General features: G+C 48.2%; 8 protein-coding genes. 5 read left to right on the forward strand and 3 right to left on the reverse strand.

What is annotated here, in order from left to right; genetic code table 11:
- Window positions 1-162: 162 nt before the first annotated feature.
- The 5 genes from B153_RS0109770 to B153_RS0109790 all read left to right on the forward strand — a co-directional run bounded on the left by B153_RS0109770 (window position 163) and on the right by B153_RS0109790 (window position 11,459).
- Window positions 163-3,597, forward strand: coding sequence for a VCBS repeat-containing protein (locus B153_RS0109770; RefSeq protein WP_020596516.1), 3,435 nt, complete (start codon window positions 163-165; stop codon window positions 3,595-3,597).
- Between the two features lie 105 nt (window positions 3,598-3,702).
- Window positions 3,703-7,101, forward strand: a complete 3,399-nt coding sequence (locus B153_RS0109775; RefSeq protein WP_020596517.1) for a VCBS repeat-containing protein — start codon at window positions 3,703-3,705, stop codon at window positions 7,099-7,101.
- A 102-nt stretch (window positions 7,102-7,203) separates the two neighbouring features.
- On the forward strand, window positions 7,204-8,559 hold the full coding sequence (locus B153_RS0109780) for a vanadium-dependent haloperoxidase (protein ID WP_020596518.1): 1,356 nt from the start codon (window positions 7,204-7,206) through the stop codon (window positions 8,557-8,559).
- A gap of 116 nt (window positions 8,560-8,675) precedes the next feature.
- On the forward strand, window positions 8,676-9,341 hold the full coding sequence (locus B153_RS0109785; RefSeq protein WP_157634622.1) for a hypothetical protein: 666 nt from the start codon (window positions 8,676-8,678) through the stop codon (window positions 9,339-9,341).
- A 72-nt stretch (window positions 9,342-9,413) separates the two neighbouring features.
- Window positions 9,414-11,459, forward strand: a complete 2,046-nt coding sequence (locus B153_RS0109790; protein WP_157634623.1) for a kojibiose hydrolase — start codon at window positions 9,414-9,416, stop codon at window positions 11,457-11,459.
- A gap of 66 nt (window positions 11,460-11,525) precedes the next feature.
- Here B153_RS0109790 and B153_RS0109795 read toward each other — a convergent pair whose 3' ends face one another.
- The 3 genes from B153_RS0109795 to B153_RS0109805 form a co-directional block, all read right to left on the reverse strand.
- Window positions 11,526-12,203 (reverse strand): TetR/AcrR family transcriptional regulator, encoded by a 678-nt coding sequence (locus B153_RS0109795; RefSeq protein WP_157634624.1) that lies wholly within the window; start codon window positions 12,201-12,203, stop codon window positions 11,526-11,528.
- 461 nt (window positions 12,204-12,664) lie between these two features.
- Complete coding sequence (locus tag B153_RS0109800) at window positions 12,665-13,012, reverse strand: DoxX family protein (RefSeq protein WP_020596522.1); 348 nt, start codon at window positions 13,010-13,012, stop codon at window positions 12,665-12,667.
- A gap of 142 nt (window positions 13,013-13,154) precedes the next feature.
- On the reverse strand, window positions 13,155-14,327 hold the full coding sequence (locus B153_RS0109805; protein WP_020596523.1) for a glutathionylspermidine synthase family protein: 1,173 nt from the start codon (window positions 14,325-14,327) through the stop codon (window positions 13,155-13,157).
- Window positions 14,328-14,440 lie beyond the last annotated feature (113 nt).

The following is a 14,440-nucleotide window of genomic DNA, read 5'->3' on the forward strand; positions in this document are numbered from 1 at the left end:
TTAAAAGCCTTTTAATTGAACGTTTATGCCTAATCTACCCATAGAATTCGTTACATTTGCAGTCCATTTTTAGAGAAGGTTTACCGTTGCTCATACTTCTTCTTTTTGGTAAAAATACGTTCTTTAAATTCCGTGCTTGTGCTAAGTCGCATTAGTCTTTTCATGCTGATTACGGGCCTGTTTATCAGTTGCCGTTCAGATCAACAAACACCTTCAGATCCGCTCTTTCAAAAGTTGACTGCCGACCAGACGCAGGTCAACTTTGCCAATACGGTTACGGACGACAAGGATTTTAATATTTTCAATTATCGCAATTTCTATAATGGAGGTGGAGTGGCCATTGGCGATATTAATAACGATGGGTTTTCGGACGTGTTCCTGATTGCGAACATGGGCGATAACAAACTGTATCTTAACAAAGGCAACAAGGGATCAGGAGGAATTCAGTTTGAGGATGTGACCGCCAAAGCGGGTGTAGCGGGCAAACGTGCCTGGAGTACAGGGGCCACCTTCGCCGATGTCAATGGAGATGGTCGCCTGGATCTGTACGTATGCAACGCTGGTATCCGCGATGGAGATGATCGGGCCAACGAACTTTTTATCAACAACGGCAACGATGCCAATGGCGTCCCTACGTTTACAGAGCAAGCCGTTCAGTATGGATTAGCCGACAAAGGATTCTCTACACACGCGGCTTTTTTCGACTACGATCGTGATGGCGACCTGGATATGTACCTGCTCAACAACAGCTTTATGCCCGTAGGGAAGCTGGCCTATGCCAACCTGCGGGCGCAGCGCGATTCGCTAGGGGGGCATAAGTTGTTTAGAAACATGATGGTGGAGCAGGGTGCAAAGGGTATTGGGCCTGGGGCAGAAGGTAAGCAAACCGCCCAACGCCCAACGCCCAATGCCCCGCACTTTATCGATGTTTCCGAAAAGGCGGGTATTTATGGAAGCCTGATCGGCTTTGGCCTGGGAATTACCATTGGCGATGTCAATGACGATAACTGGCTCGATATTTATATATCCAATGACTTCTACGAACGTGATTACCTCTACATCAACAACCACGACGGTACTTTTCGGGAGTCGATCAAAGAAACGATGCCCCATACGAGCCTGTCCTCCATGGGGGCCGACATCGCTGATGTAAATAACGATGGCAAGCTGGATATTTTCATTACAGATATGTTGCCCGGTAATGATCGTCGGCTGAAGAAAACATCCACGTTCGAGGGGCATGATCTGGAACAGATAAAAGTTGGCCGTGATTTCCACTATCAGTTCATGCAAAACATGCTGCATCTGAACCAGGGCAACCAACCTGCCAACAACGGTTTGCCTACGTTCAGCGAAGTGGCCCGGTTTGCGGGGGTACATGCCACCGACTGGAGCTGGGGCGCTCTGATTTTCGACATGGACAACGATGGGCTGAAAGATGTATTTGTTGCGAATGGCATTGCCAAGGATGTAACCGATCAGGATTTCGTCAACTTCCTGGCCGATCGCGAGAATATGGCCCAGATAGCCCGGCAACGCGCTTTCAATTTCAAAGACTTTCTGGATAAAGCCCCCTCGGAAGCGGTTCCAAACTATGCTTTCCATAATGATGGTAATCTGCATTTCACCAACAAAGCATTCGACTGGGGGTTGTCGGAGCCTGACTTTTCGAATGGAGCTGCCTATGGCGACCTGGATAACGATGGTGATCTGGATCTGATTGTCAATAATGTGAATGCGCCCGTCGCGATCTATCAAAATAAGTCCGTTGAAAAATATAAGACCAATTACCTGAAAGTAAAGCTGGAGGGCGATGGGCTTAATCGGAACGCTATTGGAGCGCGGGTGTATGTATATCAGGGGGGGCAGGAGCAACTGTTGCAGCAGATGCCTAACCGGGGCTTTGAGTCATCGGTCGATCTGACTATGGTATTTGGATTAGGCAATAAAACGGCGGTCGATTCTATAAAAGTGATTTGGCCAGACGATCGCATGCAGGTTGTTCGCCAGCTTAAGACCAATCAACTGGTTACCCTTCGTCAGTGGGAAGCCAATCTGACCTGGAAGCCCTCAGTAATTACACCAAACCCCATTTTTCGGGATAACACGGCAGCATCAGGACTTAATTTCGTGCATACCGAAAGCAATTTTGTCGATTACAACCGCGATGCGCTCTTAAAGCAGCAACAATCTACTCAGGGACCAGCTTTGGCTACCGGCGATGTCAATGGCGATGGGTTAGATGATGTGTTTCTGGGCGGTGCCAGCGGTCATGCCGCACAACTTTTTCTACAGCAGCCCACTGGCAAGTTCATCAATAAAACCCCGGCTGTGATGCGTCAGGATACAACCTATGAAGCTGTAGACGCTGTTTTCTTTGATGCCGATGGGGATAAGGATTTGGATTTATATGTGGTATCGGGCAGTAATGAATTTGAGAGTGAATCCGAAGAACTGCTGGATCGGCTGTATCTGAATGATGGAAAAGGTGGGTTTACCCGTTCCGAAACAGGCTTACCCAGTTTGAAAGCCAGTGGCTCCTGCGTGGCAGCCGCCGATTTTGACCGGGACGGCGACATAGACTTATTTGTTGGGAGCCGGCTGATTCCGGGTCAATATGGCCGCAACCCTGCCAGCTACCTACTCACAAACGATGGAACCGGAAATTTCAAAAACTACACAAAACGGTTTTTGCCCGATGCCGAGCAGTTGGGTATGGTAACCTCTGCTACCTGGGCCGACCTGAATGGCGATCAATACCCCGAACTGATCGTTGTGGGAGATTGGGAACCCATTCGCGTCTTTGAAAACAATCGGGGGAAACTCGCTCAGAACCAGGAAATGGTAATCAGGAATGAGCAGGGGGAACCGATCAAAACGAACGGATGGTGGAACTGTGTGACCGCTGCTGATGCCGATGGAGACGGTGACCTGGACCTGGTTGTGGGCAACTTAGGGATGAACTCACGCATCAAAGCCACCCAAACGTCTCCGGCCGAAATTTACGTTGGCGATTTCGATCATAACGGAACTCTTGAGCAAATCATTAACTGCGCCGACGAAACGGGCGAATTATACCCGATGGTACTCAAAGGTGATTTGCAGAAAGAAATGCCTACCATCAAGAAAAAATTCGTGAAGTTTGGCGACTATGCAGGCAAAAAAATAAACGAGATTCTGGATGAGGACCAGTTAAAGCAGGCACTGGTTAAGCAGGCATTCACCGCTCAGTCGATGCTGCTGCTCAACGATGGAAAAGGTAAACTTACAGCGCAGGTCTTACCGAACGAAGCGCAGTTTTCGCCAATATGTGGCGTGGTTTTCTCCGATTATGACCATGATGGACGTGTCGACCTGTTGCTGACCGGCAATTTCCTGGATGTTCTTCCTGAAATTGGCCGCTATGATGCCAATTTTGGGGTCGTACTGCGCAACAAAGGAAAAGCGGCAAACGGAACAATCAGCTACGAATTTATAAACCCAGCCGTATCGGGCTTTTTTGTGCGCGGGCAGGTTCGTCATATGGCACGACTGGCACAAGGGCAACTCATCCTGGCCAAGAATAACGACCGGGTACAGGTATTTTTGTTAAAGTAATGAGGAGCGAGGAATGAGGAGTGAGAAGGCTGGCGCAATTTCTCCTTTTCTTGCGTCAGCCTTCTCACTCCTTATTCCTCACTCCTCGCTCCTCACTCCTATGATATGAAACGAATTGTTTTATTCCTGACTGCTGGCTCACTCATGCTGGCAGGCTGTAATGCGTTTAAATCAGAAAAGAAGTTATTTCAATCCCTCGACTCTACGCAAACGGGCGTTGGCTTCGTCAATCACCTCGTTCCGAACGAGAAACTGAATGTCCTGGATTATCTGTATTTCTACAATGGTGGAGGGGTATCGGCAGGTGACATAAACAACGATGGGCTCACGGACTTATACTTCGTCTCTAACCAGGGTAAGAATAAGTTGTACCTGAATAAGGGTAATTTAAAATTCGAGGATATTACCGAAAAAGCGGGTGTAGAAGGCTTTTCGGACTGGCAGACTGGCTCGACAATGGCCGATGTGAACGGCGACGGATTTCTGGATATTTACGTTTGCGCTGTCGGTAATTTCCGTGGGTTAGAAGGGGCCAATGAACTGTACATCAACAACGGTGATGGCACGTTTACGGAGAAGGCAGCCGATTATGGGCTTGATTTTACTGGTTTTTCGACTCAGGCAGCCTTTTTCGACTACGATCACGATGGTGATCTGGACTGCTATCTGCTCAATCATGCGGTGCATACCTCCCGAAGTTATGACCGCGTGTCGGCGCGTAATCTCCGTCATAACGAGTCGGGCGACTATCTGTACCGAAATATGAGCGTAGAGCAAGGCGCAAAGGACCTGGGGTCTGGAGCGACGGGTAAGCCAACCTCCAAGGCCCAACGCTTTGTCAACGTCAGCGAGCAGGCAGGAATTTATGGTGCAGCAATGGGCTATGGATTAGGTATTTCGGTGGCCGATGTCAATAACGATGGATGGGAGGACCTGTATGTATCCAACGATTTCCACGAAGACGATTATTACTACATCAACAATCAGAACGGCACGTTTACCGAAAGTGTAAAAAAGTCGTTTCAGCACGTCAGCCGATTTTCGATGGGGAATGATATTGGTGATGTCAATAATGATGGTTTTGCCGATGTGGTGACACTCGACATGTATCCCGAAGATGAAACCGTAGAGAAGTCGTCTTTAGGCGAAGACCCAATTGATATTTACCTCTATAAGCTGGCCTACGGCTACATGAACCAATACAGTCGAAACTGTCTGCAATTCAACCTGTCGGGCAAAAAGTTTATGGAAGTAGGCGCTATGGCTGGTGTAGCCGCTACCGACTGGAGTTGGTCTCCTCTGTTGGCCGATTACGATAACGATGGCATCAAAGACCTGTTTATCAGCAATGGTATTGTGCATCGACCCAATAACCTTGATTACGTAAAATTTGCCGCCGACGATTCACTGCGGTATGCCATGGAAACCTCGCGTTCGCTGGACGAACGGGCCATTAAGCTGATGCCGGAGGGTAAAGTGCATAATTACCTCTACCGTGGAACGTCGTCGCTGCGGTTCGATGATAAATCGAAAGACTGGGGATTCGAAACGCCAACCTATTCGAATGGAGCCGCCTATGCCGATCTGGACAACGATGGTGACCTGGACCTGATTACCAATAACATCGACGATCCGGCAGGCATTTACCGCAATGATGCCAACTCGATCTTTCCCGATAATAAGCACCTGACGATTAAGCTAAAGGGGAATTCGCCCAATACATTCGGGGTTGGTGGCAAGGTAATTCTGAAATATGGCGGCCGATCGCACGGGGATACAATTCAGATGCAGCAACTGATGCCAACGCGTGGCTTCGAATCGTCTGTAGCACCTGAGCTGCTTTTTGGCGTAGGTCATCGGGAGGTAGTCGACTCGTTGATTGTGATCTGGCCAAACCAGCAGATGGAAGTACGAACGAACGTAAAAACGAATCAGACGCTGACCCTCAACCAGTCGGATGCACGGCTCGACGGCACTCGGTATCGGTATACAATGCCAGCTATACAACCCCTCTTTGCCGATGTAACCATGGCCGACAGCATTCCCTATCGGCATAATGAAAACAAGGAGTATTTCGATTACGTCCGGGAGCCACTGATTCCGTTTCAAGTATCGACTGAAGGGCCTCATCTGGCGGTTGGCGATGTCAATGGCGATGGTCTGGACGACATCTATGCCGGAGGGGCTAAATGGCAGTCGGGAAGCTTATTGATTCAGCAGGCTAATGGCCGATTTGCTCCAATGGCACAGCCTGATTTTGTCAAAGACTCAACCTACGAGGATGTGGACGCAGCTTTCTTTGATGTCGATGGCGATAAAGATCTGGACCTCTATGTCGTGTCGGGCGGCAATGAGTTTTACGACAAAATGCCGGAGCAGTTCGACCGCCTGTATCTGAATGATGGCCAGGGCCACTTCAGCCGATCGGTCAATGCCTTGCCACCTATGTATGATAATAAGAGCTGCGTTCGGCCCTACGATATCGACAAGGATGGCGATCTGGATCTGTTTGTTGGCGGGCGAGTGGTAGGCTTCGGGTATGGCAAATTGCCAAACTCCTACCTGCTCCTAAACGACGGTAAAGGCCACTTTACCGATCAGACCGACAAGCTGTCGAATGGGCTCCGTAAGGCGGGGATGGTAACCGATGCTGTATGGGCCGATTACGATGGCGATAAGGATGCTGATCTGATACTGGCTGGCGACTGGATGCCTGTCCGCATTTTTGCCAATACCAACGGCAAGTTTGATGAAGTCAAATCCATTATGGCTGACGAAACACCGTTAAATGGTTTCTACCAGCGTATTGTGGCGGCAGATTTCGATAAAGATGGCGATATCGACCTCATGGCGGGCAACCTGGGCACGAATACGAAATTCCGCAAAACCCCCGACTCCCAATTGCGTATGTGGGTAAAAGATGTGGATAACAACCAGACTACCGAGCAGATCATTGCCTACAACCGGGGTAACGAATGGTATCCCCTGGCGTTTAAGGACGAGTTGGGTAAGCAGATGCCCAGCATCATTAACAAACGCTTTACCGACTATGTATCTTTTGCCGGAAAGCCGCTGAATGAAGTGATTAAAGACAATGAGTTGAAGGGAGCCGATGAGTTTACGGTCAATCAGTTCGCTTCAATTTATCTGGAGAATCAGGGAGGTCGATTCGTGGTCCATGAACTGCCGATGATGGCGCAGGTATCGAAGCTGTTTGCTTTTCAAATAATTGATTTTGATCAGGATGGTGATCTGGACGTGTTGGGTGGAGGCAACTTCTACGGCGTCAGCACGTACCAGGGGCGTTACGACGCCAGCTATGGACTTGTGTTGCGAAATGATGGCAAAGGCAATTTTACGGCCCTATCGCCCGTTGATAGCGGTTTTCTGCTGAATGGGGAGATTCGCGATATTCGTTCGATCCGAACCCCGCAGGGATCGCTCATTGCCGTTGCCCGGAATGGTAACGGAATCCAGCTTTTCAAATCGCTGTTGGTAAAATGAGATGCATCAGGTATTGTATTTTACCGCTTGTTTTCTGTTAATTTTGTAGATAAGCCTTTGCTGGAAATCTCGATTTTGCTTTTTTAACTTGTTATTTATCCTATGAAATTTTTGCTGAACGTTAGCTGTCTACTGGTGTGTTTGCTGGGCGGATTGGCTGGTTGTCAGAAAGCTGCTTCGCCAGCCGAATACAATGCTAAAGCGTCGAATGTGGCGTATTACAATTCGGCCTTGAACAAACTGACCGAAGTAGTCATTCATGATATTTTTTCGCCCCCGGTAGCCAGCCGAATTTATTCGTATGCCAACCTGGCGGGCTATGAAGCCCTGGTTCCGTTCGATCCGCACTACGAATCGCTGGGTGGGCAGCTAAAACGATTTCAGTCTCCGCCCAAGCCAGAAGCCGGTAAAGAATATTGCTTCCCACTGGCTAGTACACGCGCTTTTCTGACCGTAGCGAGAGCGTTGACGTTTTCGGTGGATTTTTATGACAAATTTGAAAAGGACTTTTACGAGCAGTACAAAAAAGATGGTGTGCCGGATGAAGTCTATGATCGGTCGATGGCATATGGTGAGGCTGTAGCCAAGCATGTGCTGGATTATGCGGCTAAAGATAGCTACAAGCAAACGCGGGGCTTCAAACATACCGTAACCAACGAAGAAGGGAGCTGGGTACCAACCCCGCCCGCTTACATGGATGCAGCCGAGCCTCAATGGAACAAACTCCGCTGCTGGGCCATGGACACCTGTAGCCAGTTTATGCCTCCACGTCCGTTTCCCTATAACTTAACGAAAGGAAGCCCCTACGAAAAAGAGCTTGATGAGGTCTACCAGACCGGCAAAAACCTGGACAAAGAGAAGCAGGATATAGCTTACTTCTGGGACGATAATGCCTTTGTTATGAACGTAGCGGGCCATGTGATGTTTGCCAGTAAAAAAATGACACCGGGCGGTCACTGGCTGGCCATTGCCCAGACAGTGGCAAAGCAAAAAAAGCTGAACATGATGCAAACGGTTGAAGCGTATACACTGACGTCTTTTGCCGTAAGCGACGGTTTCATTTCGTGCTGGGATGAAAAATACCGCAGTAAAACCGTTCGGCCCGAAACGGTTATCAATAAATACATTGATCCTAAATGGACGCCTTTTCTGCAAACTCCTCCATTTCCTGAATATCCGAGTGGGCATAGCGTTATTTCGACGGCAGCCGCTACGGTTCTGACCAGCCTGATGGGCGATCATATTGCGTTTACCGACTCAACGGAGTATCAATATGGGCATGGCGTTCGGTCGTTTACCTCGATCCGGCAGGCAGCCGACGAAGCATCCATCAGTCGTATGTATGGGGGAATCCACTACCGTTCGGCCCTGGTAAATGGACAGACGGAAGGTGAAAGCGTAGGAAAGTGGGTTATCGAAAAAATTCATACCCGTAAGTCGGCTGTAGCCAGCCGATAACGATTAGATAGCCGCTAATGGTTAAAAGTCTGTTAAAAAATCCCCGCTTTTCAGAAGCGGGGATTTTTTTTGGAAATTGGCGGCATGTAACCGTATATCTAATCTTTTCGATTCACATGCTACGAGTTTTACTACTTACTGTTACCGCCTGGTATGTGGGGGGAAAGGCATTGGCGCAAACCGCAAATGCTGACACGACCCGAAAACAACCTACGCCCCTACAGACCTATCATTCACTGAGTCGGTCGTCGGAAGATTCGACCCGATCAATTTTCAATTTTAAAGCGGCCCCGATCTATGTCCGTACCACTCCTTTTTCAATTTACACCGGAGCCGGTAGTCCGCGCGACCGAATTGCGCAAAATATCGAAATCGGGAAGTCGTTCAATGTGATCGATCTGGGTATTTCCTTCGGAAGAAACTCGCTTCGTCCCGATACGACTTTGTTTCTGGAGGGCCGCGTTACGATGGATGTAGCGAACTATGGCATTTTTGCCAACGAAATGACCATAGGGGCAGGCCGGGTTTTCGATAAGCAAGGAAGCCTGATGCTGGAATTGACGTATAGTATCATTGCCCAGGTGGCCCCCAAACTAGGGATTGGACTTACAACCGGGTATTATGACTTCAGTAGTGAGCAGACCGATAGTTCGAAAACATTCTATGGCATCTATCTCCGATTCGGCTTGTTGCGTACCGACTCAGGGGGATTGCTGGGTGGTATTATGCGGGGGCGGAGTCGTCCGGTACGGGTAGGACGTCCACACAGACATGGCCGATAAAAATTGGTGAAGGCTTATTTTAGCTTTGTAAATAGTATTATTTTTAGTCCTTATTTCACCTATGATAGACTTATGACGAAAAAACAAGTACTGCTTAGCTTTTGGCTGGCATCAGGGGGCTTATTGCCTATAGCCAGCGCACAATCCGATAATGCCGCCTGGCAACTTGTTGGCCAAAACATCAACCCCGCCAATTATTACGGAATAACGGTAGGTAATGGTATGATTGGCTTAGTGTCTTCGCCCGAGCCAATGAAAGTCAAGGATGTGGTGCTCAACGGAGCCTTCGATACATATGGACGCGGGCGCGTGTCAAACATTCTGAAAGTATTCAACTTCGCCAACATGAACCTGGATGTTGACGGGCAGCGCCTTACGCCCAAAGAGATTGCCAACTATCGGCAAACGCTCGATATGCAGAAAGCGGCTTTGACCACGACGTTCGATTATAAAGATAAAGTCAGCGTCCGGCAAACCATGATGGCCTTGCGGCACCTGCCTTTTTCGGAATTGACAATGATTGAGATAACCGCAAAAAAGGATTGTGAGATTATCCCGATGAGCGTAATCGAAACCCCCGAAAACCTGAAAGAAGTTAAAAATTTCTATTCGGAAATTGATCGGTCGCACGTTACAATCCGCCTACTAACCTCCGTGGCCAAAAGCCCGACGGGGCGGCATACCGTAGCGGCTTCTACCAGTTTCATCTTTGAAGAACCTCATGGACAGGAACCTGACGTAATTCATGAAGACTGGGATTATAACATGCATCTGGCCAAATTCAAGAAACGACTCAAAGCAGGCGAAACCTATAAATTCAGTGTAGTGGGCTCGGTGTCCTCAACGGCCCATACCGCCGACCCGCACAACGAAGCCGAACGATTGACCCTTTTTGCCGCCCTCGAACGCACCGAGCGGCTGCTAATGCGCCATAATGCCGAATGGGTAAAGCTATGGCAAAGTGACATCGTTATTGAGGGCGATCCAGATGCGCAGCGGGCCGTTCGGTCGGCATTGTATCATTTGTATTCGTTTGTTCGTGAGGGAACCGGGTATAGTCTGTCGCCAATGGGCCTTTCCGGGCTAGGGTACAATGGGCACGTTTTCTGGGATACCGAACTCTGGATGTACCCCGCTATACTGGCCTTAAAACCCGAAATTGCCCGGTCAATCCTGGAATACCGATTCGAGCGGATACCCATGGCCAAACAGAACGCATTCAGCCATGGCTATGCCGGGGTCATGTTTCCGTGGGAATCGGATGCGGATGGGCAGGAAGCAACCCCCGTCTGGGCATTAACCGGGCCTTTTCAGCATCATATTACGGGCTGTGTCGGTTGGGCCTTCTGGAAATACTATCAGGTTACGAAAGATAAGGAGTGGCTTCGAACGCGCGGCTACCCCATGCTCAAAGAAGTAGCCGATTTCTGGGCGAGTCGGGTAGAGCGGGAAGGTCCGGGAAAGTACCACATCAATAATGTGATCGGCGCCAACGAATGGCAGGAAAATATCGACGATAATGCCTTTACCAATGGGATGGCCCGCACCTCGCTACAGTTTGCGATGCAGGCGGCACAAGACCTGGGTATAACGCCTAACCCCGACTGGAAGCAGGTAGCCGACAATATTCCTATCTTGAAATTTCCGGATGGCACCACGAAGGAAAATCGGACCTACGACGGGGTCATGATCAAACAGGCCGACGTGAATTTGCTGGCCTATCCACTTACGATCATAAAAGACGAATCGGCTATTCGAAAAGATTTGTCGTATTACGAACCTCGGTATTCACCTGAAGGACCGGCTATGGGTTGGTCAGTTCTGTCGACTTTGTATGCCCGTTTGGGCGAACCGGACAAAGCATACGACTGGTTTGTGAAAAGTTATAAACCCAACGAAGTGCCCCCCTTTGGTGTCTTGTCGGAAACGGCCGGCGGAACGAACCCCTATTTTGCAACTGGAGCGGGCGGGATGTTGCAGGCAGTACTCAACGGCTTTGGGGGGCTGGATATAACCGATGCCGGAATTGTACAACTCAAAACAAAACTTCCAAAAAAATGGAAGTCGTTGATTATTAGAGGGGTGGGGCCGCAAATGAAAACGGTTCAGGTCAACTAATGGAAAAGCAGAAGCCGTTTATAGTTGGATGTAATCGGTTAGATCCAGCTATAAACGGCATTGCTTTTACCACTGTGCCATGGGCAAGTGGGACGATTGGAGTTCGAGTTGAACATCTTTTGAACCGATTGCCATTTTATTTAGAGCGATGTAGATGGTTTTAACCGCATTTTCGATACGCTGCCATCCTTCTTCGCTCCGTAAATCGATACTAATCATGGTATGATCATTCTGTGCCATAATGGTCAGATAGTTCATTGCACCAAGAATAACAGCCGAAACCGCCTGGGTGTCTGCACCTTTTACAAAGGAGAGCTGACTGACCAGTCGGGTCATTTCTTCGTCTTGCGCCCGTGTCGTTGTCGAGGCAATTGAGTCGTTCTCAATCACGCTGGCTTTCAGAATTTCACGAGCAGCTTTGAAAGTACGAAAATAACGGTAGGTTTGAATTACTTGACGATACCAGATACGAGCCACGTCTGATTCATGCAATGGACGGATTTGGTCAAGTACGGCTGGTGTGAAGACCGGAAACAGTTTTCCCATCTTTACATAATACTCAAGAAGGCCTTCCATACCCCCAAAATACCGGTAAATTAATACCTTACTGACGTTTGCTTTCTCGGCTACCCGGTTGACGCCAACGCCTTCTAAACCGTACTCCGCGATAACATCCTCTAACGCTTCAACAATGCGCTGGGTTGTTTTGGCGCGGTTCCGTCTAATCTTTTCATCTTTCTCCATAGTATCAGTATTCATCTGTAATTCACATACATGTCACCCCCTTTGACTAAAATCAACTGCGAAAGTCACTTTAGTAAACTAATATCTGTCGATTAATTAGTAAAATATTCAATCTTGCAGGCCAAAATGGTAAACTAATAAGGATTAAAGCCCATATTTATTTAATAATCGTGCTCAAATCCCTGGAGAAATGGAGCTAATTATTTAGGATTTTTCCTTTCAGGCATCGTCCTTGTTTTCCTTTTTCTGCTCCATGTAATTTGCTCATTATTGTAGGATGTTTTCTTACTAGAAAATTCCTTCAAAAGGAAGTCATTTTCAAATATAACTAATTATTGATTAGTAAATTGTATTATATAGTAACAAATTAGAACAAAATGGGTATAAGGTCGAATGTTGGGTAAATTTGCTCACTATATAAGTTTGCGTCAAGTTAAAATCCTTTAAATGTACTTATCGCATCAGGTATATTGGTATGCCCACCAAATCAATACGCCCTGCAAAGGGAGTCGCAACCAGCGCAGCCAGGCTGGAAATTTGTTGAACTTAGCCGATGTAACCATATATACATTAGCAGGAAAAATAGCGATCAGTAGGAAAATTAGCCCCCATGCCGATAGAGATTGCGTAAGTGGAAAGAGCAAGCCCAGCCCCAAAGCAATCTCGGCAATGCCACTCAAGGTGACCATAAACCGATGAGCTGGTATATATGGAGGCATAATGGCCATATAGGTTCTGGGATTCAGAAAATGGTTGAACCCTGCCACTATATACAGAAAGGACTGAGCAAAAAGAATAATAGAATCCATCCGTTTTTGGGCAGGCCAGGCACCTCTGGCACAACTTAGGTCACCAGAGGTGCCCTGTACCTACGTCCAGGCGATGAATTTGGATTGAAAGCTTGCTGTTAATTGATTGTACGGTCTCAAGAAGTAATTTAGTGGATGTAGGCTAAGGAATCATATGTCCTACAAAACCCGCCGTATTGTCAAGAATCAAGCCACCACGCCGGAATCCAAGGCCACAGCCCTCGCCCGCATAAAAGACCCCAGCCTGATAGGTATGACCTGCCGTATCCTGCGGGAAAGCCACATACTCCTGATAAATTTTTCCATAATCGCCGTATTCGCCCTCTGTGGCCAGGCGTTCCGTTCCATTCGCGTTCAGGATTCGTGTATTGGCCCCTTCCCGTCCAAACACGACCTTCTCAACACAGGCTTTGCCGGATAATGGTTTCGTGTCGGTTTCGAGCAGCAACGGATGATTGGGATAAAGCTCCCAGAGGATCTTCAGCATGTATTTCGACTGAAAGAGTAGAGTATAAGCAGGATTCAGCACAACGGCCAGTCGGTTCCGAACAATCTCGGTTAGTAGAGTTACCAACTCAGGCTCATCTTCGGCTATGGCTTCCCAAGGCACCAGCTTGAACCAGAAATCTAATTTTTCGAATTGGCCATTTTTGGGGTTTTGCCAGAAAATGCCTTCCTCGGCTGAGAACTCTACATTGTCGACAAAATCGAATTCGATCTCAAAACCAGCTTCCCGGGCGGCTTCACCAATCAGAGCCACATTGGTATCATCTTCAGGATAGCCGCGCATCGCCGACAGAAGCAGCGTAGGTTGCAGATCAGGATTGACGGCCAGAATTTCCTCAAACTGACTGGTTAAGGTTTCAAATACGGCGTTGAACTGCTGACTTTCGTCCAGATCATTGGCTTTCAGGTGCGCATACTGCACAACAGCCGTTTCGGGTAGGCATGTCGCTGTATCGGCGTTGAATTCGATTAGTTTGATAGGATGACCGTCGATACCCCCGGCCAGATCGAAGCGGCCATAAAGATGAATGTTACGGTCATCATCCCAGGAAAGTTTGATGAGTTCGACCAGATTGGCCGGAATCCCCACTTCGGCAAAACGATTTTCGTCGATGATATGCTGGCCAGCCGCTACAAACATCTCAAATAGTTCATTGGCCGCGTCGTAGTACGCATCGGCTTCGGCAGGCTGTACCTGCACTACTTCGTTGGTCAAATACGGTAATGTATCCTGGCCGAGCATCCAGTTCCAGCCAAGGTTTCGGAGTTGGGCAATGGGAGAAACAGCAAGTGAGCGTAGCGAAATCATCAGTTTCCGGTTTAGAAAATATAATAGCCTCTAGTCGTACAGTTTTTGCCAAAACAAGCCGTAATTCGTTTACGGTTTATAGCATACCGTAAACCGACCCTGATACCGCTGTA

Origin of the sequence: Spirosoma panaciterrae DSM 21099, from assembly GCF_000374025.1 — a bacterium.
GTDB classification, from domain to species: Bacteria; Bacteroidota; Bacteroidia; order Cytophagales; family Spirosomataceae; genus Spirosoma; species Spirosoma panaciterrae.

Excerpts from the sequence above, each read along its gene's own strand:
- B153_RS0109780 (WP_020596518.1), top strand. The coding sequence starts at position 7,204 with ATGAAATTTTTGCTGAACGTTAGCTGTCTACTGGTGTGTTTGCTGGGC.
- B153_RS0109790 (WP_157634623.1), top strand. The coding sequence starts at position 9,414 with ATGACGAAAAAACAAGTACTGCTTAGCTTTTGGCTGGCATCAGGGGGC.
- B153_RS0109795 (WP_157634624.1), bottom strand. The coding sequence starts at position 12,203 with ATGGAGAAAGATGAAAAGATTAGACGGAACCGCGCCAAAACAACCCAG.
- B153_RS0109805 (WP_020596523.1), bottom strand. The coding sequence starts at position 14,327 with ATGATTTCGCTACGCTCACTTGCTGTTTCTCCCATTGCCCAACTCCGA.
- B153_RS0109785 (WP_157634622.1), top strand. The coding sequence starts at position 8,676 with ATGCTACGAGTTTTACTACTTACTGTTACCGCCTGGTATGTGGGGGGA.
- B153_RS0109800 (WP_020596522.1), bottom strand. The coding sequence starts at position 13,012 with ATGGATTCTATTATTCTTTTTGCTCAGTCCTTTCTGTATATAGTGGCA.
- B153_RS0109775 (WP_020596517.1), top strand. The coding sequence starts at position 3,703 with ATGAAACGAATTGTTTTATTCCTGACTGCTGGCTCACTCATGCTGGCA.
- B153_RS0109770 (WP_020596516.1), top strand. The coding sequence starts at position 163 with ATGCTGATTACGGGCCTGTTTATCAGTTGCCGTTCAGATCAACAAACA.